Source organism: Halalkalibacter alkalisediminis (assembly GCF_028610705.1).
In the GTDB taxonomy this organism is placed as follows: Bacteria; Bacillota; Bacilli; order Bacillales; family Bacillaceae_D; genus Halalkalibacter; species Halalkalibacter alkalisediminis.
In genome coordinates, this window is the sequence record NZ_JAQQWT010000004.1 from 322,047 (window position 1) to 347,911 (window position 25,865).

Consider the following 25,865-nt stretch of genomic DNA (forward strand, 5'->3'; position numbering starts at 1 on the left):
CCTCTAGGGAATCTGTTTTACTTAACGAAAATTACATCGATTCATATAGGTCGATCATTTCATTAATCTCACCAACCGCTTGAACTTCACCCCTTTTTAAAATGAGGGCTCTATCGCAAATTCGCTTTAATGGTTTTAAGCTATGTGAGACAATGACAATGGTTTTCCCTTGTTTCTTTAATTCAATAATTTTTTTATAGCATTTTTCTTTAAAATCCTTATCTCCTACTGCAAGAACTTCATCGACTAGAATAATATCCGTTTCAATGTGAACCGCAATGGAAAAACCTAAACGTGCTTTCATTCCGGAAGAGTAAAATTTGATTGGCATATCAATATTTTCCTCTAATTCAGCAAATTCAATGATCTTAGGAAGGACTTCCTTGATCTTCTCTTTGTTTAAACCATAAATCGCACAGTTCAATTTTATATTTTCACGCCCTGAAAGATCTCTACTTAGACCCGCGCTCAGTTCAATAAGTGGCATAATAGAACCATTTAATTGAATCTCCCCTTTATCAGGAGAGATAACACCTGAAATGACTTTAAACAAAGTACTCTTCCCCGCTCCATTCTTCCCGATGATGGCATATCCTTCGCCAGGTTTAACGGAAAAGGAAACATTATTTAACGCTAAATACTTCTCATGTAATTTTTCACGGCGCATAAACGACATGAGCTTTCCTTTTAGCGTCTTGTCATATGGTTTTTTAAAAACCTTAAAAACGTTATTTACATCAATGGCATTCAAATTAAATCACTTCCCCAATATTTTTGCTCAACTTATTAAATATTTGCCAGCAAAAAAGTAAAAGCAAAATTGAAAATAATGCACTATATACGATTGAGGCCACAGGAATTAAATCCCCTCCGTAAAAAACAAAGTGGTAAAGGGAAATAATGGTAGCCATTGGATTTAACATATACAAACTTAAATACTGCTCAGGTATTTCCGAGATTGGGTATAAAATGGGGGATAAATACATCCACCCTCTTATTCCAAGCGTACTGATAAATTCAATATCACGATAGTAAACATTAATACTTGAGAGCAGTAAAACAATGCTTAATACAAGAATAAATTGTAAGACAATCGCCACTGGTAGGATGAAAAATCCTGCTAATGATATCCCCACTCCGAGATAATAAGAATAGGCAGCGACTAGTAATAATGAAATACCTAAGTTAACTAAATTCGTCAAAATGGTTGTTAAAGGAAAGATTTGTCTTGGAAAATACACTTTCTTTAGTAAAGACGAATTTGACGTTAATGATTTCGTTCCCCTAAGAACAGAGTGATTTACAAACATCCATGGAATCAGTCCAGAAAGTAAGAATAATGAATAGTTCTCAATACCAAATCTTAATATAATGGAGAACACAATGGTATAAATGATCATTAAGCCAAGTGGTTCAAGTAACGACCAAAAATAGCCAAGCATGGTGTTTCGATATTTTATTTTCAGCTCTTTTCTTACTAGGAAGGAAAGCAGCTGTCTGTATTTATATATTTCAAACATAAGATCTCAACCTTACTTCGTTTTTTTTGACATTGACTGTTTTTTATAAATCCAATATTCTGCTTTGAAATAAGCAAGAAAAGAACCCAGCCCTCTAAAAAAATGCATACAAAAGAAAGCAATGAAACAAGGAAAGAAGAATGGCAATCCCTTCTCCCTAGCAAATTTAAAACTAACGATACCATTAAGCAGTGTATATGAAAGTAGAGCTAACATGAATAACCAGAAAAAGACAGAGTGCAGAAAAGCACCCAGAAAAAGAGCCGTCCCGATCAAAAACGCATAAAGTGGAGCTTTTTTATAAATACTCAGAGAACCTGGTGTAACCTGATTCGCAATCATAGACCAAGTTCCATCCCCTAAAGACTTATTTATTAAACCTTTGAGTGAGTCACGCACATAATAAGTTGATCTAATCTTGGTTGATAGAAAAAATTGTCCTCCATAATTGTATACACGTTTATGAAATTCAATATCTTCATTTCTTTTTAAATCTTCATTAAAGTAGCCAATTTCTTCAAATATTTCTTTCTTATAGGCACCGTATGGGACAGTCTCAACAAATCCTTCCCAATCCTCAGTTAAAGTTCTAAATTTCGAACTCCCTACACCGAATGGATGGGAATACACATATTCATTGATACTTCCTTGAAATCCTCGTCCCTTTGAGATAATAATTCCACCTACACACGCAGCATCCGGTTGTTTCTTTATTGTTTCCCAATTATTAGTTAAAAAATCACTAGGTACCTCCGTGTGACCATCAATACGCAACACATAATCCCCCTTAGCAGCACGGATTCCTAAGTTCCAACCAGGGGGTAACGTCTTTCTCTCATTCGTAATTACCCGGATAAATCCGGGATATTCTTTTTGATATTTCTCTACTATAGCCAATGTCCGATCTGTTGAAAGTCCATCAACAATAATTAACTCATAATTTTCTATAGGGAAATCTTGGCTTAATAGCGTATCTATTAAGCGTCCAATATACTTTTCTTCGTTTCTTAGTACAAGCAAAACGGTAAATAAGATTTTATTTTTATTCATTAATAATCGCTCACTATTAAAAGCAGAATCATCTGCAGTTTTTATAAGAACTAATTAAATAACCATACATTATAGTAACCTAAAAAAAAATCGAAGTAAATAGAACATGCTTTATATAAGCACAATAGGAAATTTATCATAATACACAAAAAGGTAGGGTATTTCTAGATTCTAACCAATTCTAGAAAACGGAACCCTACCTACAAATAGAACTTATATAGACTTAAAAGTCGAAAGGATTCTTGCTCCAAGACGATTAACTATTCCATATCTTTTATACTTTCGCCATAACGATTTTACAAGATCACTATTTTCTAAACCTCTAAAAACTCTATATCTACGAAGCTCTTCATTATCTTTAGTTTTGATTTTTTTGTAGATTCTTTCACTGTTAATTTGATCCACGTAGTTAAAGTATTCTCCACGCAATTTGGTGAATTCTTGTTTTTCTTCAAAATCATTTTCAATATAATTTTGAATCAACTCTATTAAATCTGTTGGATTATAACCTACTTCTCCAAATAAGTCCTTCTCTAAATCCATATAACTTCCTTGATTCTCCATGTACTTCTTTAAATCGAATTGATAAAAGAGAATTGGTTTCTTAAGATAAAACATCTCCCAAGCTACACTCGAGTAATCTGTAATTAAAAGGTTAGAGCGCATGATTAACTCATTTACCTTTTCATCACCAAATTGCATAATTTTTATATGTTCATTTGAACTTGTAAAGTTAGTTACATAAGGCATAAACTTAGGATGGACATAAAAATTTAATCTCACATTATTTTCATCTAACACTTTTACTAGTTTGTTAGAATTTAAAAGAGAATTATATGCTTCAAAGTAGTCTGACTTAATAAACTCTGAGTCCTCTACCTCTTCTAACCAATTTCTCCATGTAGGCATAAAGAAAATTTCTTTTTTATTACTAGCCGACGAATAGGTAATTGATTTATCCTCTAGAACATCCCATCTTGAAAGTCCGGTTACAATGACATTTTTCTCCGGATAACCAAAATATTCTTTCACAATTCCCTTCTCAAAATCTGAGGAAACCACAAACAATTCAGCTGAATTAGCCGTATTGAAATTAAACGTATTATCAACTTTCTTCAATCCAAGAACACCATGCTGAAGAAATACAAATCTTTTACTGTTGACATAATCACGAATAATCCCTCTAGAAACTCTCCATGCATACCCATGTCCTTTTGCTTCTGAAGATACAATAACTTTTGAAGCAAGTAATAATAGAAGATGCTTAATACTCATGAAGTAAACCACCCTATCAATATAAGGCGCTAAATTATTTTCATCCTTTGAACCTTTTTTTATCACATAATAAATTCTATCTTTAGGATGGTTTTCATAACAATACTTAAAGAAATAGAAACTGTTATCTTGAGCAGTTTCAGAATATTTCTCATGAATTAACCAGATTGGCTTCCATAAATATAACCAGAACGTAATACAATAAATAGCATACGCTAAGTATTCCTTAAACTTATCCTTGGTTGTCTCGTACTCTCCTCTCAGACGATAAGTTAGGCTTAATCCCCCGCCTACTGTAATGTAGGGATAAATCATATAGCCATCATCCATATTTATTGTATATTTAAACATATTGTGTTTTAATTTTTTTCGGATAAAGTAGTTATCATTAGCAATCCTTACTTGTCGTTTTATACCACCATCAAGCATGATCGTGAGATAGAAATCCCAATAAAATTGTTGAAAAGGTAGCTGAGTAAGATTTATTTCAACGGTTACTTCTTTTTTACAATTATTTACGATCTTTTCTTTTAGTATAGGAAAATGAAACTTTTCATCGTTCCCTCTAAGCCTTAATGTAATTCCTTCAATCGCAAAATTTTTAGTTTCTGGCACCTCTAAAGATGCTTTTACTTTCAAGATACCTTCACGACTCATTGTCAAACCTACCAAGGAAACATGGGCAGGATATTTCTCCTTCAAGAAATTCTCTTCCGAAGCTACATAGAAAGAAAATTCATTATCCATTGTGATGTAGGGAGCTAACACCATGCCTTCATCTATTGGTACTTTCCCAACAAACCTTTCGTTATTTGTTGGGAAATATTCATTGTAGCTACCTAGTCTTCGAACTTCTTTTAACCCACCATGGTCAATTTCAATAAATAAATCCCATCTACCACTATTTACATCTTTATTAAGAAATTGTTTAATAGGAATATTTATTCTGTTAAAGTTTTTAAAAGAATTAACTATATAATCCAAGTAGAATTTCTCTTTTTGTTTTCTTCTTAATAAGAAAAATTTCAGACTATTAGAAGGATTAAATAATCCCTGGCTCAGATCAAAACTAATCATATTTTTTTGTAGTTTATAATTATCAGCATTTAACTGCCCTTCGAAATCTACATTACTTCTTTTTTTGGAATTATTCTTTGTTAACATTACAGAGAATTGACCATTTTTCACCATTTCTAAACTGTAGCCATTATAAACTTTTGAGACAATATTATTTACTGATTTATCATAAAGGGTATAGACTTCTAATAAAATGCCTTTTACTACAAAAAGTCTCATCGTCCATTTTTTCTCTAGCTTTAATTGATCTAATTCACTCTTATTAACAACAAATTCTTTTCCATTTTCCGATACTCTTGTAGGTATTTTTATTTTTTGTTTCCCACTTTTAAAAATCACATATGCTTCTTCAGAAGAATCTTTTATCGGCCGTCCGATTTGAAAATTAATAGTATTTTTTGTAGTTTTTACATTTACAATATCTCGTTCTAGATTAATATTATCTAATGCCGATCGTTCCAGTTCAAATTTACTATTTACATGTATTCCAAATAGATTATTTTTTGTTAGATAAGGTATATAAAATGCATTAGTTGCTTTGGAAATTGGCTTAAAGTGTTTAGTTGTCTCCCAAGCCGAACTCTCACCAAATCCAACGCTCATCCTTCTTTTCCCAATTGGTGCCTTATCTTCCACCTGTAATAGCCACTTCCCCTTATTAAGATCAAGAAAGTTTCTGTTAACAATAGTAACAAAATCAAAATCATTATGGCTTACAATTTTAAAATTAAGCTCTGCAGTTTGAGCACTTTTTTCTTCTTTGAGAAAGAAATTCGCCTTTGGACTCACAGATCCTCTCAATAACTTAATTTGTAATTTGCTTCCGTCCCATTTTATACCCCGAACTTTTAATTTTTTCATTTATTCTTTTGGACCTCCTAAAACATTTTAAGAAAGTTCACCCTATTAAACAAACTAACAAACTCTTAGTTAAGAATTTGTTAGTTTGTTCTTTTGTATAATTGACTCCATATAGGTCAATAATTCTTGTCTTAATTCAGGGTTTTTTAACGCATATTCAATTGTAGTCTGAACAAATCCCAACTTTTCCCCAACATCATATCTTATCCCTTCAAAGTCATAAGCATAAACAGGTTGAACCTCATTTAGCTTCTGAATAGCGTCAGTAAGCTGAATTTCTCCACCTGCCCCGATTTCTTGAATACCTAAGAAGGTGAAGATTTCCGGTGTAAGGATATACCTACCCATGATTGCCAAATTAGAAGGAGCTGTTCCGAGTGTTGGCTTCTCCACGAAATTCTGTACTTGGTATGCTCTTCCTTCATTTGACAAAGGATCGATAATTCCATATCGATTGGTTTGATGCTCAGCCACTTGTTGAACCCCAATCACCGATGAAGATGTTTTCTCATACTGTTCAATTAACTGCTTTAGACACGGTACTTTACTATCAACAATATCATCCCCAAGTAAAACAGCAAATGGTTCATTTCCGATAAACTTTCTTGCACACCAAACGGCATGACCCAATCCACGAGCTTCCTTTTGACGGATATAATGTATATCCACTAAATTCGTAGACCTTTGCACTTCTTCTAATAGAGCAAACTTTTCTTTTTCAATTAAGTTTTGCTCTAGTTCAAATGCATTATCAAAATGATCCTCAATTGCTCTTTTACCTTTTCCCGTTACAATAATGATATCTTCAATTCCAGATTCAATCGCTTCTTCTACTATATATTGGATCGTTGGTTTATCTACAATCGGTAACATTTCCTTTGGCATTGCTTTTGTGGCTGGAAGAAATCTAGTACCTAAACCTGCCGCTGGGATAATTGCCTTTTTTACTTTATTCATAAGTTCCTCCTAGCACATAAATCGTCATTCTAATTATATTTAATAGATTTGTTTTTTATAGACATAACAGGGTAATTAGACCTAATAATTTGTAATCTTTTTTTAACAATTCTTTTACATTTAGTATCATAGCATATATTTTTCTTACACACTATTACAAATCCAAACTAATTTCGCCATTATTTTCTTTTTTTTTACACAAAAAAGACAAAGCTTAAAATAAAGCTTTGTCTTTTTTCACTATTTATTGATAAAGGAGTTCAATAATTAATTGTTTCTGTTAATTTTCCTCTCAACCACTTCTAATAGCGCGGCTATCTCATCTAGCTTAGCTGCGTTCTCTTGTTTGAACATTTCAAGCTCTTGTTGATTTCGGGCCAAAGCCTCTTTCGTACTTTTGGTGATAGGACCTTGTTTGGCTACATCAATCTCTTGAGTAATCTCCCACATCATTTTTTTCTTGGATAAACGTTCTTCAATTATATTTTGTTTATTTAAGATATCAACTCGTTCTTTCTCTAAACGATCCTTCCAGTTCATAAGCGTTTCTTGCATAATAACCTCCTGAATCAAAATCTAATGACTCCTTTGTACGGAGCTTTCATTTCACCATTGTTTTCTTGATCCTGTTTATAGTTCCCCATGATACCTTATTTAAGGAAACGAGTAAAACAATTAGCCTATTTAATAAGAAGAATCTTGCTTTTCACCTTCCCCTTTTAAATAGATCGAATTATAATGAAATTAGTAGAATTAACCATTATTATAGATTACTGTATGAGAGGGCGCCTTGATCAATGTCGAATAGTAAAATGATCTTTTATTCAAGTTTAGCCATTGTTGCTGTTATATCTAGTATATTTATTGTCAGCGTACAAGCGAACAACTTGCCAAACATGCTACAAAATGCAAAAAAATGGTATGAGCAAGCTGATTTTGAACAATGTCTCCAGGAATATGATCGTGTCTTAGAGATTGATCCTTTAAATGTGGATGCTCGTATTGGTTTAGCCCATTGCTATGTCGGCTTAGGTCAAATGGAGCAAGCAGAAAATCATTTAATAGAAGGCATTAATCTGTTACCCGCACAATCCACCTTTTATGTGTATCTCTCGAACCTCCACATGATTCAATCAGATGTGATTTCCGCTCTTACTATTTTAGAGCAAGGGAAAGATAAAACGAGCGAACCTTCCGTAATGGAACAGTATCAAAGAATTACTGATAATATCAGTATTGCAATTGATCGAACATTTATCCAGACTGGTTTCGATAGACCTCTCTCGTTAGTTTGGATCGATGAGCATAATCGCGAATTTCCACTTGAAGCAGCATGGACTTCTAGCGACAAAGGCATAGCCACGTTATCTACAAACAACCATTTGGAACAATCCGTTTCTGGGTTAGCGCCTGGCACAGTAACCATAACGGCTACAGTTGCTTCTTTCCAAAAAGAGATAGAACTAAATATTCTAGATCAAGTCGTTGAAGAGTTTATGGTTACTTATGATGAACAACGGAATTATTCAATTAACGAAGCGGTTCAACTTTCAGTCCAGGGGTTAGATGCAAATGGACAACCCATGATGATTGCACCAGATTGGTCAATTGAAAATGGAATTGGAGAGCTGGAAATTTTAGATCCTTCGACGAATGCTACCTTCATCGCACACGAAGAAGGCATTGAAACGGTTCTTGTCTCCTACCAAGAATTCGTTGAACAAATGGATATTCGAGTCGAAGGAGAAAACCGAACCATACTTAAAGAAGTTTCTGGAAAAGGAATTATTTATACAAATCCAAATTTACAGGCTTATTCAGTTGGGACAGAGGTCATTATTGAAGCAGTTCCGCAAGAGGGATGGGAATTTAAGCGCTGGGAAGGAGGCCTTGAAGGGGCAGATCCGCGTAAGACCATTTCAATTGACAGAAGTATGACGGTCAGAGCCATTTTTGAAGAAAGTGGTTCACAACTTACGACTGTCATCGTAGGAGAAGGCACCTTAGTCCGTAGCTCAAATGCTACTTCCTTTTCTGCTAATGAGATCATTAAAATTAGCGCTTTGCCAAGAGATGGTTGGGTCTTCGATCGTTGGGAAGGGGATAGTGCCAGTCAATCACCACATATTAGCCTTGTTATGGACAAAGATAAATCGGTTCGAGCTATTTTTAAAGAGCTAACGGTTCAAACGAGTCCTATGATCGAGAATGCTAAGAAACCAAATGAAAGCATGATCAATGAAAAAGAAGAAAAGAAACAAGAACCAACAAGATTTACACTTACCTCTTCTGTAACAGGAGAAGGGACGATAAGTAGAAGTCCCTTAAATCAAACATATTCTAGTGGTACAAAGGTAACATTAACTGCAAGTGCCTCCTCTGGCTGGACATTTAGTCATTGGGAAGGGGCTTCATCTAGCCAATCTACCTCAACAACCATAACGATGGATAAAAATAAGACGATTAAAGCAATCTTTACGAAGGAAACAGCTCCTGCTCCTTCCCCTACTCCAACTTATACATTAAGCACCTCGCTAAGAGGCGAAGGAGAAATACGAGGGGCGGGTGGATCAAGTTTTTCTGAAGGCGCCTCTGTAACCTTAGCTGCCATTCCAAAAGAGGGTTGGGAATTTTCCAGATGGGAAGGTCATGTTGCCGGGCAAAACGCCTCGCTCAATATCATTATGTCAAAAGACATAAATATGATAGCCGTCTTTACTAAAAAAGAAGCTCAGTCTCAGGAAGATGTAAGTGAGCAGCAAGAAAACACCGAGGGTCAATAGGACTCTCGGCCTTATCAGAAAGGAATGCATGAAACTTGAAGAATTTTTTCTACTACTTTGTAACACCATTTCTTATCATTATTTTAATGTTCGGACACTATGCCTACTATGAGTTTTATTATGATGCGGCTGCGGAATCAAATGGAGAAGCAGCTGATGCTCATGAAGGAGAGACGCTAGAAGATAAGAAGCCGGTAGAATCAGAAGCCGTTCAGGAAGTTGGGGGTTTTATTGGGAATCACAAGGATGCTTCACCCATAAAGATCACCTTCTTTGGATCTGACTCCATCGCTAATCGTCATCATCCAGATCAATCATGGCCCGCTTTAGTTACCGATCAATTATCATCCCTTCTTCCAGATGGACATTTGGAAGAAACGATTATTGAGATTGGTCGGATGCATTCATTGGATTTCTATCATGATGGCACTACGATTCAGCAAATTATCGATTCCGAACCAGATATTCTGTTGTATGAGCCACTGCTTTTAAACGACATTGGCCATGTAAGACCTATTGATTCCATTGATATCTTAGGACTTACCCTTGATCGTCTATCCAGAGAGCTCCCTCATACGGACATCATTATTGTTCCAGCCAATCCCCTTTACAATTCGGCTTTTTATCTGAATCAAATGGAGGACCTCGGAGCTTTCGTTAGAGAAAACAACCTCCATTACGCCGATCATTGGGAGAGCTGGCCTGCCTATACTGATGAAAGCCTCAATAACTTCTTGGAAAACGGTCGCCCTAATTCACAAGGTCACGCAATCTGGGCTGACTTCATAGTGGATTATTTAATTCATGAATAACACTCCAAAAAGCCCTTTATCAAAATTGAGGGCTTTTTGTATATAATTAAAAACCAGTGGCACTCTCACTTTTACCAGTTCTAGCCATGAGTTCATCTACTGCTAGCTTTGCGTCTTTCTTATTAAATAAGACCTCATATATCGCAGAGGTAATCGGCATTTCAACCTCTAGTTTTTTAGCTAAATGAAAGACGGCTTCAGTGGTCCTAACTCCTTCAACAATCATCCCAATGTTGCTTAACACGTCATCTAAACTTTTCCCCTGCCCAAGGAGATGTCCAGCACGCCAGTTTCTACTGTGCTTACTTGTACAGGTCACAATTAGATCCCCTACACCCGTTAACCCTGAGAAAGTCAAAGGGTTCGCTCCCATTTCACTACCAAGTCTCGCGATTTCCGCTAACCCCCGTGTCATAAGGGCTGCTTTAGCATTGTCTCCATACCCGAGACCATCACTAAGACCCGCTCCAAGCGCAATAATATTTTTAAGCGAACCACCAAGCTCTACACCAATGACATCAAGGTTCGTATAAACTCTAAAATTTGAATTCATGAATAACGTTTGAACATATTCAGCAGCTTGTAATTGACTTGATGCTGCAGTGACAGTTGTTGGTTGTCTTAAACTCACTTCTTCAGCATGGCTAGGTCCTGACAAAACGACCACATCTTTTAGTAGGTGACTAGGCATTTCCTCTTCAATCATTTCTGAAATCCTCTTATAAGTACCTGGTTCAATTCCTTTACTAGCATGAATGATGGTAACGGGCTCGTTCACCACATTCCTTATGATATTTACGATTTCGCGGATTGCTTTTGTAGGCACCGCAAGTAAAATTGTATTTACTTCAGTAAGAGCGCTTTCCAAATCGGAATACCCTTTAATAAGTTGCGGTAATGTAATGTTAGGTAAATATGTTGTATTCGTATGCCTTTCATTTATCTCGTCTATAATCTCTTGTTTATGCCCCCAGAGATTCACCTCTATCTTATTATCTGCTAGCACTAGGGAGAGAGCTGTCCCCCAGCTACCAGAACCCAATACGGCCATTTTGTTATGGTGATTCATCTTTTCCCTCCTAATACGTACAAGCCAATCTGTCATCAAAGTTCGTCTTGTAAAGTAATTCGTTCTAAAATATAAACAAGGGTAACTCACTGCATTTAACCTCTGTTTCATACAATAAATCGGTGTATAGTACCCGACTTTTACTGTAACAACCTTAGATTAAATACATAAGCTACCCTTAGTTCATTAAAGCACTGATTCAACTTCACCTGTTTCTTTATCAACGATGTACCAACCTCTTGTAACAGTGTGTCCTACACCATCAACAATCTCAATATCAAAAACTTGAATATAGTACTTACCATTTTCTTCGTGATCTATTTCAATATGAATTTCCTCATCATTTTCAATTTCCAAATACTCTTTTAATCTCTGAACGGCCTTTTCTTCGTCCGTTAGGTTCTCAGGTTTAGGCTCTTCAGTAGCCTCTACAATTGCTTCTTCCGCTACTGTTTCTTCCGCTTCAGCTGGTTCCTCTTCAACTAGTTCTTCTGCTTCTTCCGCTGCTTCAACATTACCTTCTGCTTCTTCTTTTGCCTTAAGTTCTTCATCTGAAATCACTTCTTCAACAATCTCAACTTCTTCAGAAGTATCAACATCGTTTCCTGACGAGAATTGACTAAAACCGAAGATAAAAACGACAGAAGCAAGTACAGTCACTAAAATTACTTTCATTTTGTTCCCCCTAATTTAAGACTTATAAGCTTATCATGAGCCTCTTTTAATACAGGTTACCATATCTCGACAAAAAAATCATTCATACAACAACAATTTCCAATTGCCTCTTAGACATTTTTTCTTTTTAAACAAATCTACCTCTATAACTCCTTCACCAATTGAGTCTAGTGACCTAGTTGATCGCACGGAGCACTAGAAAGAGGGATTTTTAAAAAATCAATCCCTTTTTCATGAATAATAATTAAAATTAGACGAACACTAAGTCAAAAAAGGAGTGAGACTAGTGTTCACGTTATTTTGGAAGTTGTTCAAACTTATCAATCGAGTTGATCAAAAAGGTTATCTCTTTAATAAGTGCTTGAATTGGATTGCCTTTCTACAAAATAACAATACGTATTCATCTTCTTGTCATTGGGTCGGCGCTGCCATAGGTTTAATATAAAGTGTCAATCATCTAACAGTCGTTTGTGAACATTATTTTCTCTAAAACAATTAAAGCATTAACACTAGTAAACCGTGCATTAGCTTTTGATAACAGCTACTACTTTCTTTACTTAAGTAAGAACAGAGTCTTCCACAAGATCAATAATCGCATCTACAACTTCATCAATTGATAACAAACTTGTATTAATTTCTATCGCATGACTTGCCTTGCGAAGAGGAGCAAAGGCACGCGTTGAGTCTATCTCATCACGCTTAGCAATATCCTTCTTTAACTCTTCTAAATCAGAAGAATAACCCTTTTTCAAAAGCTCCTCATGACGTCGCTTTGCCCGAATTTCTACAGAAGCCGTTAAGAACACTTTCACTTTCGCGTCTGGTAATACATGCGTCCCAATATCGCGTCCATCTAAAACGGTTTGACCCTTTGCTGCTAACTGTCGTTGACGTTCCACCATTTCAACTCGAACTAGCTCATGACTGGCTACAAGAGGGACCTGTTTGCTTACTTCAATCGTTCTGATTTCTTCAGAGATGTCATGACCATTTAGCAACACCTTTAATCCACTCTCATCGTTTACCAATTCAATGGTTACATGATCAAGCAAGGCCTTCAAAGCATCGCCATCATTTACATCGACGTTTTCTGTTAATGCTGCATAAGCCAATGTTCGATACATAGCACCCGTATCAATATACAAGTAAGAAAGACGCTCCGCTACTATTTTGGCCACGGTACTCTTCCCTGCACCCGCTGGACCGTCAATGGCTATGTTCAATGAGTGATTCATTCCTTTAACCCCTTTTCCTGACAAAAAAGAAGCCTCATATAAGCTTTATTACTCCCTATATGAGACGTCTCCTTGTGAATTATTCAATTTCCATATGAGTTCGAAGCTCTGTGCGCACACGGTTCAATTCATCATCAGGAATTTGCAAATAGTAAATTCCATTTATCGTTGCGTTATTTCCTTTAATCTCCATTTGCTCGACCGTATGACGGGCATCTCGGTAATTGGACTGAAGCTTCCACATGGAATCTAGTGTCATATCCGTACGAACAGAATTCCCTACAACACTTAGAACACTACCTGCTTTTGTGATCGAACCAAAATTAGCGGCTTCTTGTATAACAGCCTCAACAATTTGACGTTGTCGATCATTTCGGCCAAAATCGCCTCTAGGATCTTGCTTTCTCATACGTGAATAAGCAAGTGCCTCTTCACCATTTAAGAATATATCCCCTTCAGCAAAATGAAAGCCTTGTGCAGAAAAAGCAAACGCATTCTCTACCTTTACTCCGCCCAATGCATCAACAAGACCTTTCATTCCTTCCATATTGATGCTGATGTAATGATCAATGGGAATATCTAAAAAGGTAGAGACCGTATCAGCGGTCATCTGAACTCCACCAAACGCATAAGCATGGTTAATTTTATCTTGAATTCCTCTACCAATGATCTCAGTACGAGTATCACGAGGAATGCTTAACATCTTAATGGACTGCTGATTCGGGTTCACCGTCATGACAATAATCGTATCTGAACGACCCGCATGGGTATCACCGGTAGAATCCACACCAGCTATCAAAAATGAAATAGGTTCTTGACTGGATAAATCGATATCTCTTGAAGGTTCGAAGGGTTCGTGCATTTCTGTGACTGTGTCTGATACTGATTTATACATATAAAAGGCATAAGCAACAACGGTTAAAAACACCACTCCAATTGCGATACCAAGTGTAATTAAAACCTTTTTCTTATTCATGTCTTGCCTCATCTCTACTTAAATTATAGATTTCTAGAATATTATATAGAAAGGACTATTTTCAGACAAGATAAATTTATTCAAACTACTTGTTAATTACTGGAGTGCCTGTAAACGTAATCCCTATGGCAATGACGTTCCGAAACCCTACATTAGATCAATTTCGCTAAATTCCTTTAAAAAAACAACGATTATGTAGACACACTTCGTCTTACTTCACACATCTAGCTTGTTATAGTTAACATAGTCAAATTACTAGATTATGTAAAAAAATAAGGAGATGTGAACGTGAAAAATATCTTATATTATTCAACCATTATCGTTAGTGTAGCAGCCATTATCGTTGGGTATGGTCACTATCAGAGCAAAATAGCCTCCACTGTAGTAGAAGCACAGACTGCTTTGACGTCAGATGAGTCTGACAATGAGACAAGGCAGACAGACAACCAACAAAAGGTAGGTGGTTTGATAGAAGATCTTATCAAGAAGAAAAATGAAAAGGATGAGATCTCACTGACCGTTTTAGGCTCTTCTTCCCTATCAAGCGTTAAATATGCAGAGTCCTGGCCTAAGTTATTAGCAGCTGATTTACAACCATTACTACCTGAACATGACTTCCTTTTAACTGTCGTAGATGTCGATAAAGCAACATCAGAGGTTGTATTAGAGGCAAGATACCTCGAAACAGTCATCAATAGCAAACCTGACCTTCTAGTAGTTGAGCCCTTTATTCATAATGATTTCAATCAAGTCTCTTTTAAGGACTCGATTAATCATATAGATAAAATAATGAAGAAACTTCAAAAAGAATTGCCTGATACAAAAATCATCTTTATGCCTACAAGCCCCATCCCTGATGACGATGAGTTCCAAGAATATGTTCAAGACTTAAAAACGGCGTTACTAGATCACAACTATACCTATGCCGACCATTGGAACTCCTGGCCATCACAAGATGACAAAAAAATTGAAACCTATATACAAAACAATAAACCTAATAAAAAAGGTCACGAGCTTTTGGCAGAATTTATGAGGGACTATTTGATAAAATGAATATTCATTATTTAATTAACAACGCCGTCATCTGTTGAGATGACGGCGTTTCTTTGTTTGGGGTGCCTGGCACCCCAAACAACGCTTTCCGTTAATTTGTGGTAAGACAACCCCCTCTCACATAAATTAGTACAAAGCACAAGCACTTAGAAGATCGGAGGCCCAGCATGAGAATGAGAAATCAGCAACAGCGTTTCGTGCAACTAATCATAATAGGAAGTGCCATCGTTCTTGGTATTGGGTTACTTATTGCTATCATTCCAAGCCATAGTGGCATAAATGTCGTCAAAGCCTTTTACAAGCATGAACAAAAACAGGAATTTTGGAATGCCTATGAGCTCTTTCACCCTTATATGAAGGAACGTTTTACAAGAGATCGTTATATTGATCAACGGAGTCACATTTTTGTCAATCACTTTGGCGTAGAATCCTTTGACCTTGAATTCGGCAAATCATCGAAAATCAACAACTGGAAAATGTCTGCTAACCACGAACCACTTGATCAAGTATATAAAATCCCGGTCACCAAAACATATAAGAGTGCATTTGGTCGATTCTCCATTAAACAAAACGTATTTACGGTCAAAGAAGATGGAGACTGGTATGTGCTTTGGGATTATGATTACTAGCTGTCCACAGATCATTTAATAAAGGTCGTTATTCTGTTTGTATGACGATCTTTCCCCTTGTAAACAGTGAGGTTTGTATGGAAAGAAGCGAGCTACAAACATGTAGCTCGCTTCTTTTCTCTATTAGATCGATGCCAACGTAAATCCCCCCACCTTTTGTCGTAATAACTCTCTGATCATGACAACCTTCCCCTTACTTCTCTTTCTTCATTTGTTAAAGTGAAGGAGAAGCCGTGAACGAGGTGAGGATTATGTATTTCGAAAACTTACTAGATTTCGTTTTGGGTCAGAGAAAGATCCTTTCTGAGTGTCCTGTATGCCATTTTGAAGAAGTTTACTATAAAAACCCTCTCACGAACAAGCAAATAGGGAGAGCATGCGCCAATTGTAATTTTGTGCAGAAATTTGATTTTAACGAGCATCCGATTATGAAGGACAAACCGATTTCATTTTTTCAGTAAAAAAACGAAAGAAGCTCAAGCGGCAAGACTTGTATTGCTTACAAGTAGTGTCGCTTTGAGCTTCTTTGTGTTTTTTGCGATTGATTATCTGCCGCGGAAAATTCCTCTATTGGTTGTTTGTACGTGAAACGAGCAGTTCTTATTATATATCTTCTAATACCTCTATCAAATGATGTTGGCTTTGTTATAACCGGAGGTATGTTAAGAGTATTTTATAAGCCTGTTTTATATATTAATTTTCCTTCGCTTTTTATTAAAGACTTTAATAAATAGGTGGTCTTCCGCCTTATAAAACTTAATACCAATTAATTTTAAGGGAGTCCAAACTTCCTTCATATAGTAGTGTGCCATCCTCGAACCTTCCTTCGTGTGGCAACCCAGCCATCTTAGTACTACAACGTTACCTTAGATCTGTGGTTTTGCGCCCCTGCCTTTCAGCAGGTTTGCCTTTCCCTACATTTACTTTTAATTGTAAATTGAATTCCTATCCGTGTGAATCCCCCTTCGTTCCAAACATTATGACATGATTCGACATTTAGACCTTTTCCACTGTGGTAATAGGGTTTGTTTTCAAGGGCAGGCAACACGCAAAAGTAGTAGTGACTCAATCATTCCTCTATTATAATTACATATATATGCTCCTATTATGTCCTCATGGAGCATGTTTGAATGGATAAAGGTTAGCGGTAAAGCCTAGTGGGGCAGTGTCCCCAGCTCTATCACATTTTTCCATAACTATAGATAACTGAACTATCTAAATTATATGAAAATAATAAAAATCCTAGCTTTTCTCTCTTTCTTCTTATTATAATAGGAAAGCGGTCTTTTTTTTTCAATCGCTTCAGCAAGATCACAAACTTTTAAAGGGAGAGAAGCTATAATGGAATTTATCACTAGGATTGTTGAAAATATCGTTTCTGTCGGAAATGATATTCTCTGGAGTTACCTGCTAATTGCTTTATTAATCATTGCCGGAATTTATTTCACGGTTGCATCTCGTTTTGTTCAGTTCAGATACATTGGTGAAATGTTCCGTCTTCTTACCGACAAAGACACGGTAAAGGCTGGAAAGAACAGTGTCTCTAGTTTTCAAGCATTTACGATTAGTACGGCATCAAGAGTGGGTACAGGAAACCTAGCTGGTGTGGCATCGGCTATTGCTCTTGGTGGTCCTGGGGCCATTTTTTGGATGTGGGTTATTGCCCTTTTAGGGTCCGCGACAGCATTTGTGGAAAGTACATTAGCTCAAATCTATAAAGTAAAAGACGGAGAGGCTTTCCGTGGTGGTCCTGCTTATTATATGGAAAAAGCTTTAGGAGCTAGATGGTTAGGGATTATCTTTGCGATCTTAATTACATTTTGTTTCGGGCTTGTCTTTAACTCGGTTCAGTCAAATACGATTGCACTCGCAATGAATAGTGCTTTTGGTTCCGATACGATGGTCATCGGTGTCATCATTTCTATTTTAACGGCGATCATCATCTTTGGTGGTGTTCAACGCATTGCTAAAGTGACATCGGTTGTTGTACCGGTCATGGCGCTTATTTATTTATTCGTTGCCTTCATTGTGATCATCATGAACCTTACTGCGATTCCAAGTGTGTTCGTTCTTATTTTTGAAAGTGCATTTGGTCTAGAGCAAGCCGTTGGTGGTGGAATTGGTGCTGCGATGATGATGGGGATTAAGCGTGGGTTATTCTCGAATGAAGCCGGTATGGGTAGTGCACCAAATGCAGCTGCCACTGCAAATGTCAGCCACCCAGCTAAGCAAGGCTTAGTCCAGTCATTAGGTGTATTTGTCGATACCCTAATCATTTGTAGTGCAACAGCTCTAATCATTCTATTATCAGGAGATTTTGCCTCAGGAGCAGTCGGAATAGAATTAACGCAAAACGCGTTAGCTTCACAAATTGGTGAATGGGCTAGTATTTTTGTTGCGATTGCGATTTTCCTGTTTGCCTTCAGTTCGATTATTGGAAACTATTATTATGGTGAAACGAATATCGAGTTTATTAAAAAGAGCAAAACATCTGTTATGATTTACCGTTTGGCTGCGATTGGTATGGTTCTATTCGGAGCAATTGCGGAGTTCAGCCTCGTGTGGGATATGGCTGACTTTACAATGGGACTGATGGCCTTGATGAATATTCTTGTCATCTTCTTACTCGGGAAGTTTGCTTTTGCTGCTTTAGCTGATTATGGTAAGCAACGAAAAGCAGGAAAGAATCCTGAATTCTTAGCTACATCCATTCCAGGCTTAAAGAATGTCGAGCATTGGAAGAAGAGTGATTTTGAACAAAAGGGTAATGAATAAGAAAGTTTGTATCTAATCTTTAAAAAGAAGGAGCTTATCTATTAAAAGGGTAAGCTCCTTCTTTCATGAACAACGGTTATCAACGATAATAGATAGTCCTGTATTAGCTTTAGTTATATCTTTAAAAATAAGAATATTTATCTATTTCAATGGTAATATAACCTCACATTTTAAGGTTGGAAGATAAGATGAAGGTTCGCTCAATTAATGAAGCTGTGGACATCCTTTTTCAACATCCAATCGTTCAATAGCCATTTGCAAAACCTCAATTTCTTCTAACTCTAATTTTCGGTTTAACTTTTTTTCAAAATTATTCAATAAATCAGATAATAACTCACTTTTAGACATTTTCATCACCTCAGGTTTAATCATACAATACGATCTCAAAAATCCACTTACATTGACAGAAAATTTACCGAACTTTTACATTGTTAATATAAAAAAAGCCCTAAGCGACACAACTTGCGATCCAAGTTATATGGCTTAAGGCTCATTAACTAGTTCCTGACTGATTTTACATATGGCTTTAAGAATGTAGCTATATCCTCGACCAGTTGTCTTGAATTCACATCAGTCGATTCAGTCCCTTTCTTATAGGAATCTTCTAAGATTTTTAACAGACGTTGTTGTGTTAATATTTCGACATCTTTTACCGCACTCATTTCTTTCCTGTCACCCAATCTCTTTTCATTTTAATTCGCATAGGAGAACACTTTTTGCTGCTAACTCTCTTTATTAAAATACTTTCTCATTCTATCACTGTAATGGCCGAACTTTAAGAACTATCCATCGACAAATTTCGAGGGATACCTGTGGTTTGCACCTTAACCATTCACTATTGAGTCTAGTCACTTTCTTCCTTTCACTTTTCACCAAAGGAAATAGTAGTCACAGCATCCTCCTAAAAAGCTTCCCTACTGATTTTTCGACAGGCACACGGTACCGTCCAATTACGCATTAAAAAACACTCCAAGCGGAATATCCACTTGGAGTGTTCTTAAAATCTATGGATTACTCTTTAGTTATTAAATAAGCTTTGTACTCTTCAACACCTGCTTGTTTAACATAAACAGCTAGGACATAGTCGCCGTTTGGAAGAACCTCTCCATTTACCTGTCCATTCCAGGTGAATTCGTGGATAGGTGCTGGTACATTCGCAAATTCACCAATTGTTCCGATCGGTGCTCCGATCGCTCCATTAACAGCGTCGAATTCGTACATATCGTAGGCAAGCACTTCCGCTCCACCTGGTAAATAAGATCCTACATCATAATGATCGTCTTCTTTACCGAGGAAAGCTCCTGTTACACGTGGGTAATCAGGCTCCCCTACAAACAGGATCGTTGGTACATCAATGGTTGATGATCCATCGTTAACCTTGATTGTCCCCTCATAATATCCTGGATCTAGTTTTGCTGTATTTACTAGCACATTGAAATTAACTTGTTGTGTGTTGCCGTTTTGTATCTTTAGGTTATTACTTGTCATCACTTTGATACCTTCTGGATTTCCAGCAAATTCAACATCAAAGCTGTAGTGTTTGCTTTCGTCAGAAAGGTTTTTGATCGTGAAGCTTTGTCTCTCTACTTGGTTACCAGTGTCCTTCACAAACTTACCAAAGGAGTGACTTCCAGAAGTAACAAGCGTATCTGACTGAATCGCATCTAGTACACGGATACTACCTGCACCTTGGCTGTTATGTGGATACACTTTGCCTGTTGCAGGATCAATCACGTCTTCAGCCGTATTCATTAAGGCTGCTTTCACATGATCTACTCCCCAAGTAGGATGTGCCTCTAAGATTAAGGCCGCTGCACCAGCTACGTGTGGAGCAGACATACTCGTTCCTTGGAATGCTCCATATCCATGTGGATCATCTGGATTGTGTGTTGGGATCGTACTTGTAATGTTGACACCTGGTGCTGAAACATCTGGCTTAATCATCCAAGTGAAAGTAACGGGTCCTCTGGATGAGAAGTCTGCCATTGTTTCACCCACTTCTTTATCAAACACAATATCAAATGACACTGTATGGTTACCCGCCTCTAGCTCAGCAAGTAATCTTTGTCCATCATCCAGAGTCGTCTTGATCGTTGGAACAGCCATTCCTGGAACATCTGCATGCTCCCCGGCAACGTTGTTAAAAATAATCGCACCCACTGCACCTGCATTTTTCGCGTTAGTCGCTTTATCAACGAATGCGAATTCTCCACGACTGATTAGGGCAATTTTCCCTGTGAAATCTTTTCCTTCGAAATCAGCTGCAGCACCTAAACCAGCATAAACCAATTCAAACTCTCCTTCATTTAGCTTAAGTAATTCGTCATCACTTGGGAAGCCCATTACTTTTGCTGAAGGATATTCAATCCCTTCTGATGTGGAAATTTCAGAAGTATATACGTTGTAAGGTAAGCGAGTTGCACCTACAGAAATCGCATCTCGAGAAGTACCAGGTGAACCGACTGTCCAATTGTTAGGACCACTGTTTCCGTTCGATGTAACAGCCACGACCCCTTCAGCCATTGCCCAGTCTAACGCAATACTAGTAGCCCAGTCAGGGTTGTTTAGCGAATTTCCTAAAGATAGGTTCATAACGTCAGCCCCATCTTGTACGGCACGCTCGATACCAGCGACAACATTTTCTGTCGAACCACTACCACCAGGTCCAAGTACACGGTAAGCTAATAATGTCGCATCTGGAGCTACCCCTTTAATAGCACCATTTGCCGCAACGGTTCCTGCTACGTGGGTACCATGATTGGTTGATCCTCCACGTGGATCACCAGGAGGCGTTTCTTGTGGATCATGATCGTTATCGACAAAGTCCCACCCTTTATAATCACCAAATGCATGTGCTAAATCTGGGTGCGTATAGTCTGTACCTGTGTCAATGACCGCTACGGTTACCCCATCACCAGTAAACCCGGCATCCCATGCTTGATCCGAACCAATAAATGGCGCACTTTCTAACATGTTTGGATTGAATACTTCAGGATCGACTTCAAGAGCATCGACCGTATACTCTACGTTTGGATAAACGGCTTTTACTCCTGGAATTGTTAAAACTTCTGTTACTTTGTTAGCCGGTAGTTCAACAGAAAATCCAGAGAAAACATGGTCGTACTCTCGATTCACTTTTGCGTTTTTTACTTTGTTTTGAAGATCTGCAACTACTTTCCCTCTTTCAGAAGCTAGTTTTGCTTTTGATTGGCTTTTCCCTTTTTGTTTTGCTTCAACCATAGATTCTGCTTCAAGTTCCACAATGAATGTTGTTCGAGCTGATGAAGCTAGATCAATCTCACCAAACAGCTCAGCTGTTCGCAGTTCTGTTGCGTTTTGGCTTGTATTGGCAAACGCTCCCATACTAAACGTTGATAATAATAAGACAATTGCTAAAAAACTAATGAGTAACTTTGACTTTTTCCTATGCATTCTAACCAAACACCCTCTCATTTTCTTTAATAGTCTTCCTAATCTTCAATCCTACTCACTCACCTCCAAAGTACTAGAATAGGTAAAAAATGTTCAAAATTTATTACCACACTCTAAATACTATTTATTTTGCCATTCTCCTCTGAGACTATAGACTGAAACTTTCGATCAAAATCGAGTGATTTTTCAACCCAAAATACCTATTTAAACAAATCACTTCGGAAATCGAAGCATATATTTCGATTCTCTAGGTATTTTTTCTTAGCTGTCACTAAAAGAAGACACCGTGATAAATGATCTAATTAAGACTTGCCAAAACACCAAAAAAGACCGAGTGCATCAAACACTCGGTCAAAGCCACTTCATGTCAATACCCCCATTAGAGTCTAGGCACTCGTCACTATTAATTAGTCTTTCTCAACAAAAGTCGTAAAGCTCATAATCTCAACTACTGCATTCCCTACTAAAGCAGAGACCGTCACATGACTATTGTCAACTGTCACTTCTTCTAGCTCTCTTCCCTCATTGAGTACTTCTTCTTGAATCACGATGTTAATAGAGATCGTGAAGTCTTTCCTCTTGTTTTTCGCTACTTTGCCTAAATCAAAGTCAGCTACTGGGATGACATACGATCCTGTTGCCGTTTGAATCTCAAATCTCGCATGAGGCTGTGAGGTTTGTAGTTCTTTCATCTCACTTGCTAGAAGCTGAACTTCAATGACATTGTCAGTAGCTTCACCTTCAACTGCTAAAGTAACACGATCCACACGTTCGTTCGTTGCAACTGCGCTTTTGAATGCACCTTTCGCCACGTTCGTGTTCACTTTGTTATTCCCTTTCTCCATGTTGACCTTGCTACGATCTACTGTCACTTTTGTACCTTTTGCTAGCCCTTTGGCTTTACCTTTCTGTTCAACTTCAGAACCTACAGAAGCATAGATGCTGTTTGCTAGCAAACGATAGCTATGTTCTGTATGTGCTCTAAAGGCTAACGAGTTCGCAAATAGAGTAATCGTTGTATCCTCAAGCTCTTGCGTAAATGCTAGAGTTTGCCCTTGAGCTCTTTCGTGTCCTGGCCACCAGCCCGCTACATAGAAGTCATCACTGTCACTTACTGTCGCTAATACATCTGCTCCCTCAGGGACTGAAGTAATCCAAGAACCTGTTGTTACGTATAAAAGTTCTTCTTCCTGATAACCTGAAGTTAATAGGTGATCAGTAACATTTGTTTTCAAAAGACCTTCGTGATCTGATCTAGTAAAATCATAATTATAACCAGCTAGAATTCCACTATTTTTTACAGCATTCAGCGCAGAACGCCCCATTCCTATAAAAGTCTTTCCCGTTACATTGCCTTCATTAAAACTCGCTCCATCACTAACAATAACATCCGCATTATTTTGATCGACTAAGTTAAAACCTAACTCTCTTAACGAAAAATTCAACTGTGCAGAGCCAGTGACAGCCACTTTCGGTTGTGATTGTTTATGGGTCTTTACGTTCTGTCCATTTCCTAATGGCAAGGTCTCAAAATAATACGTATTCTCATATGAACGAAGATCCTTCGTTTCAACAATAAAGTCACCTTTATTCACGCGCTCGTTCGTCTCCATCGCAACCTCTACATTTTTTCCAGCTGCAAGAAGCTCATTTATCAATTTAATCGTGTCGTTATTCGTATTTTTCAAGACTTGCTTCGGTGTTTGACCAGTTACATCCCCCGTTGGAAGTGTTACGTTTTCTACAACCGTTGTTTGATTAGAAAACACACCTGCTGCGCGGACTTCATCAAGATCAAAACCTCTTAATGCCGGGAAGTTGACCACGATTGGATCATACATCGCATTCCAGTCTGATACATCGTCACCTGAGTAAAGCACCGCATTGGCTAAACCGCGTTTAGCTTGATTCATAGGAACGATGAATGTTCCTTTCGGGTACATCGTTTCACCGACCTGGATGTTCTTCGTCGTTTGTTCCACTTTTACGCCGTTACGAAGTAGATAGTCTACCATTTTATGAGCTTCAAGATTGTTTTTTTGTTCTTTTACATCAGTCGGAATGACATAGTAATCCGGGAAGAAATGATCATGTTCCCCTCTCACACGTCCAATCGATTCCCCTGTTGCATTAACATAATGCTTATCAACAGCGCGATTGTCTTCTCCTTTTACTCCACGGTTGAAGATCTCAAGCTGTTGTGCATACAAATCATCTTTATTTTCCGTCACAAACCATGTCGCACCTAATCCTGTACCTACCATTGCATGCATAGAGTCCTGGCTTAATGTTGGAACTTCAATCGTATGGCCTAAGGAACCATGTAGCATGGCATAAATCGCTGTATAGGCCGGTGTCATATCATCCCAACCACTGCCCCAATCTAGTTTCGGAATGAAATATGAGTCTAACGCCGAGCTTCCTACCCCAGCTTGTCCCATCGCATGAGCTTGACCTAGCAAATTGTCATATAGTAAATCATACTCAAAGTTCGGATTATGAGGCGGTGTCGCTGGCTCAATTAAAAATCCATTCACATATCCATGCATATCTAGAAATGATAGTGGCGTCCATGTTGAAATCACTTCATTCACTTGTTGTGTTTCCACTTGTGTTTGGTAGGCATTGTCGCGATTTAAGTCAAAGCCATTCGCATTAGATCTCGTATTTGCCACCCTACCATCCGGGTTATTTGTAAACATGTACAGGAATATTACATCATCTAAAACATCATCTACATTTAATGTAACGGACTCTTCTTGATTATTTTCACGAACCGTATCAAATGTAACTTCTTCTTCAAGCGCAAACTTTTTAAATAACTCTACCTGAGCGTCCACACCTTCCACTTCATCAGGGTGAATGTTGTTAAACCAAATGGGAACTTGATAGTCACCCATTGTTCCATTTTCTAGCTTTTCTAGTAAGCTAGCGGGATCTTCTAGTGCTGTCGGTAATGTTTCATTTAAATATGTATCTACAGCTTCTTGATCTCTTGCTAAAATAACGAAATGAATATCACGTCCCCGAGCAGACGTTCCAACGCTTTGATATTCTAAATAGCGCTGGTTGTCTGGATCGGCGTTTACTTCTGCAAACACGTGATCGATCGTTGGTTTCAATTCTTCATAAAAAAGAAACTCGTCATACACATTCAACTTCACCGTTGTTGCAGCCTTTTCATCGCTTTCAGAGTTTACTAGAGCTAGCTCATAGTCGCCAATGAATGATTGATACTGAACACGAATCGTTCGGTTTGATAGATTCGTATCACCATATATTTTATCAAATTCCAATGTCGCTTTGACGACCGTTGTGCCATCAACAAAGTGAGGATCCTCTACTACCGTAATAAAAGGGGCTCCATTATAGGTGGTATCGTTACTCCACTTTTTCCATTCAGAAAGGCTTTTCCCTCCAAATGTAAATTCTAAAGTACTTAAGTCAACGTTCTCACCAAAATCAGCTTGAACCTCGACCGTTCGAGCTTCGGTAATGGAGAATAAAGATTGACTTACCTCCAATTCCAATATCTCATTCGTTTCTACCGTTTCATTTGCTAGAACGGAAAACGAAGTCGATATGATCATTGCTAGCAACAAAACCATGGCTACCCACGCACTTAAAACTTTCTTCATATAATCTTTCCTTTCTATGATTTATTCACTCAAATAACATACCAAAGT

19 protein-coding genes and 1 riboswitch are annotated in these 25,865 nt (G+C 37.6%); of the genes, 5 read left to right on the plus strand and 14 right to left on the minus strand.

Annotation, left to right across the window (positions count from 1 at the left end):
• Positions 1-31: 31 nt before the first annotated feature.
• The 6 genes from PQ474_RS08745 to PQ474_RS08770 all read right to left on the minus strand — a co-directional run bounded on the left by PQ474_RS08745 (position 32) and on the right by PQ474_RS08770 (position 7,295).
• Positions 32-751, minus strand: coding sequence for an ABC transporter ATP-binding protein (locus tag PQ474_RS08745; protein ID WP_273842025.1), 720 nt, complete (start codon positions 749-751; stop codon positions 32-34).
• Between the two features lies 1 nt (position 752).
• Positions 753-1,520, minus strand: coding sequence for an ABC transporter permease (locus PQ474_RS08750; protein ID WP_273842027.1), 768 nt, complete (start codon positions 1,518-1,520; stop codon positions 753-755).
• A 12-nt stretch (positions 1,521-1,532) separates the two neighbouring features.
• The gene (locus PQ474_RS08755; protein ID WP_273842029.1) at positions 1,533-2,570 is read right to left on the minus strand and encodes a glycosyltransferase family 2 protein; all 1,038 of its coding nucleotides are present in this window, start codon (positions 2,568-2,570) and stop codon (positions 1,533-1,535) included.
• Positions 2,571-2,783: 213 nt separating this feature from the next.
• On the minus strand, positions 2,784-5,783 hold the full coding sequence (locus PQ474_RS08760; RefSeq protein ID WP_273842031.1) for a CDP-glycerol glycerophosphotransferase family protein: 3,000 nt from the start codon (positions 5,781-5,783) through the stop codon (positions 2,784-2,786).
• A gap of 69 nt (positions 5,784-5,852) precedes the next feature.
• Positions 5,853-6,740: a UTP--glucose-1-phosphate uridylyltransferase GalU gene (gene galU / locus PQ474_RS08765; protein ID WP_273842034.1), complete on the minus strand. Its 888-nt coding sequence runs from the start codon at positions 6,738-6,740 to the stop codon at positions 5,853-5,855.
• A gap of 267 nt (positions 6,741-7,007) precedes the next feature.
• Positions 7,008-7,295: a hypothetical protein gene (locus PQ474_RS08770; protein WP_273842035.1), complete on the minus strand. Its 288-nt coding sequence runs from the start codon at positions 7,293-7,295 to the stop codon at positions 7,008-7,010.
• 242 nt (positions 7,296-7,537) lie between these two features.
• Here PQ474_RS08770 and PQ474_RS08775 point away from each other — a divergent pair, with 242 nt between their 5' ends.
• Together PQ474_RS08775 and PQ474_RS08780 are read left to right on the plus strand one after the other, a co-directional pair.
• Positions 7,538-9,523, plus strand: a complete 1,986-nt coding sequence (locus tag PQ474_RS08775) for an InlB B-repeat-containing protein (RefSeq protein WP_273842038.1) — start codon at positions 7,538-7,540, stop codon at positions 9,521-9,523.
• A gap of 35 nt (positions 9,524-9,558) precedes the next feature.
• A complete protein-coding gene (locus PQ474_RS08780) occupies positions 9,559-10,335 on the plus strand; it encodes an SGNH/GDSL hydrolase family protein (protein ID WP_273842039.1) in 777 nt (258 codons plus the stop codon).
• A gap of 46 nt (positions 10,336-10,381) precedes the next feature.
• On the opposite strand, the gene PQ474_RS08785 is transcribed toward PQ474_RS08780, so the two are convergent.
• The 4 genes from PQ474_RS08785 to PQ474_RS08800 form a co-directional block, all read right to left on the minus strand.
• Positions 10,382-11,404 (minus strand): NAD(P)H-dependent glycerol-3-phosphate dehydrogenase, encoded by a 1,023-nt coding sequence (locus PQ474_RS08785; RefSeq protein ID WP_273842043.1) that lies wholly within the window; start codon positions 11,402-11,404, stop codon positions 10,382-10,384.
• A 186-nt stretch (positions 11,405-11,590) separates the two neighbouring features.
• On the minus strand, positions 11,591-12,079 hold the full coding sequence (locus PQ474_RS08790) for a hypothetical protein (protein ID WP_273842045.1): 489 nt from the start codon (positions 12,077-12,079) through the stop codon (positions 11,591-11,593).
• A 557-nt stretch (positions 12,080-12,636) separates the two neighbouring features.
• Positions 12,637-13,314, minus strand: a complete 678-nt coding sequence (gene cmk, locus PQ474_RS08795) for a (d)CMP kinase (protein WP_273842046.1) — start codon at positions 13,312-13,314, stop codon at positions 12,637-12,639.
• A gap of 79 nt (positions 13,315-13,393) precedes the next feature.
• Positions 13,394-14,290 carry an LCP family glycopolymer transferase gene (locus PQ474_RS08800; RefSeq protein ID WP_273842048.1) on the minus strand — a complete coding sequence of 299 codons (897 nt, stop codon included), beginning with the start codon at positions 14,288-14,290 and terminating at the stop codon, positions 13,394-13,396.
• Between the two features lie 288 nt (positions 14,291-14,578).
• Here PQ474_RS08800 and PQ474_RS08805 point away from each other — a divergent pair, with 288 nt between their 5' ends.
• The 3 genes from PQ474_RS08805 (at position 14,579) to PQ474_RS08815 (ending at position 18,747) form a co-directional block, all read left to right on the plus strand.
• Positions 14,579-15,343, plus strand: a complete 765-nt coding sequence (locus PQ474_RS08805; protein ID WP_273842049.1) for an SGNH/GDSL hydrolase family protein — start codon at positions 14,579-14,581, stop codon at positions 15,341-15,343.
• 167 nt (positions 15,344-15,510) lie between these two features.
• Positions 15,511-15,972 (plus strand): hypothetical protein, encoded by a 462-nt coding sequence (locus PQ474_RS08810; protein WP_273842050.1) that lies wholly within the window; start codon positions 15,511-15,513, stop codon positions 15,970-15,972.
• Positions 15,973-16,801: 829 nt separating this feature from the next.
• A riboswitch (cyclic di-GMP riboswitch) is annotated at positions 16,802-16,891 on the minus strand.
• Between the two features lie 422 nt (positions 16,892-17,313).
• Positions 17,314-18,747, plus strand: a complete 1,434-nt coding sequence (locus PQ474_RS08815; RefSeq protein WP_273842052.1) for an alanine/glycine:cation symporter family protein — start codon at positions 17,314-17,316, stop codon at positions 18,745-18,747.
• A gap of 204 nt (positions 18,748-18,951) precedes the next feature.
• On the opposite strand, the gene PQ474_RS08820 is transcribed toward PQ474_RS08815, so the two are convergent.
• From PQ474_RS08820 to PQ474_RS08835, 4 genes are all read right to left on the minus strand, one after another.
• Positions 18,952-19,095: a hypothetical protein gene (locus PQ474_RS08820; protein WP_273842055.1), complete on the minus strand. Its 144-nt coding sequence runs from the start codon at positions 19,093-19,095 to the stop codon at positions 18,952-18,954.
• Between the two features lie 149 nt (positions 19,096-19,244).
• Complete coding sequence (locus PQ474_RS08825; RefSeq protein ID WP_273842056.1) at positions 19,245-19,409, minus strand: YwzD family small protein; 165 nt, start codon at positions 19,407-19,409, stop codon at positions 19,245-19,247.
• Between the two features lie 349 nt (positions 19,410-19,758).
• Complete coding sequence (locus tag PQ474_RS08830; RefSeq protein ID WP_273842058.1) at positions 19,759-22,179, minus strand: S8 family serine peptidase; 2,421 nt, start codon at positions 22,177-22,179, stop codon at positions 19,759-19,761.
• A 407-nt stretch (positions 22,180-22,586) separates the two neighbouring features.
• Positions 22,587-25,817 carry a M14 family metallopeptidase gene (locus PQ474_RS08835; protein ID WP_273842061.1) on the minus strand — a complete coding sequence of 1,077 codons (3,231 nt, stop codon included), beginning with the start codon at positions 25,815-25,817 and terminating at the stop codon, positions 22,587-22,589.
• Between the last annotated feature and the right edge of the window lie 48 nt (positions 25,818-25,865).

Coding starts and splice junctions, on each gene's coding strand:
- PQ474_RS08755 (WP_273842029.1), bottom strand. CDS start 2,570: ATGAATAAAAATAAAATCTTATTTACCGTTTTGCTTGTACTAAGAAAC.
- PQ474_RS08750 (WP_273842027.1), bottom strand. CDS start 1,520: ATGTTTGAAATATATAAATACAGACAGCTGCTTTCCTTCCTAGTAAGA.
- PQ474_RS08800 (WP_273842048.1), bottom strand. CDS start 14,290: ATGAATAAGAAAAAGGTTTTAATTACACTTGGTATCGCAATTGGAGTG.
- PQ474_RS08830 (WP_273842058.1), bottom strand. CDS start 22,179: ATGCATAGGAAAAAGTCAAAGTTACTCATTAGTTTTTTAGCAATTGTC.
- PQ474_RS08835 (WP_273842061.1), bottom strand. CDS start 25,817: ATGAAGAAAGTTTTAAGTGCGTGGGTAGCCATGGTTTTGTTGCTAGCA.
- cmk (WP_273842046.1), bottom strand. CDS start 13,314: ATGAATCACTCATTGAACATAGCCATTGACGGTCCAGCGGGTGCAGGG.
- PQ474_RS08815 (WP_273842052.1), top strand. CDS start 17,314: ATGGAATTTATCACTAGGATTGTTGAAAATATCGTTTCTGTCGGAAAT.
- PQ474_RS08760 (WP_273842031.1), bottom strand. CDS start 5,783: ATGAAAAAATTAAAAGTTCGGGGTATAAAATGGGACGGAAGCAAATTA.
- PQ474_RS08810 (WP_273842050.1), top strand. CDS start 15,511: ATGAGAATGAGAAATCAGCAACAGCGTTTCGTGCAACTAATCATAATA.
- PQ474_RS08790 (WP_273842045.1), bottom strand. CDS start 12,079: ATGAAAGTAATTTTAGTGACTGTACTTGCTTCTGTCGTTTTTATCTTC.
- PQ474_RS08770 (WP_273842035.1), bottom strand. CDS start 7,295: ATGCAAGAAACGCTTATGAACTGGAAGGATCGTTTAGAGAAAGAACGA.
- PQ474_RS08785 (WP_273842043.1), bottom strand. CDS start 11,404: ATGAATCACCATAACAAAATGGCCGTATTGGGTTCTGGTAGCTGGGGG.
- PQ474_RS08775 (WP_273842038.1), top strand. CDS start 7,538: ATGTCGAATAGTAAAATGATCTTTTATTCAAGTTTAGCCATTGTTGCT.
- galU (WP_273842034.1), bottom strand. CDS start 6,740: ATGAATAAAGTAAAAAAGGCAATTATCCCAGCGGCAGGTTTAGGTACT.
- PQ474_RS08825 (WP_273842056.1), bottom strand. CDS start 19,409: ATGAGTGCGGTAAAAGATGTCGAAATATTAACACAACAACGTCTGTTA.
- PQ474_RS08820 (WP_273842055.1), bottom strand. CDS start 19,095: ATGTCTAAAAGTGAGTTATTATCTGATTTATTGAATAATTTTGAAAAA.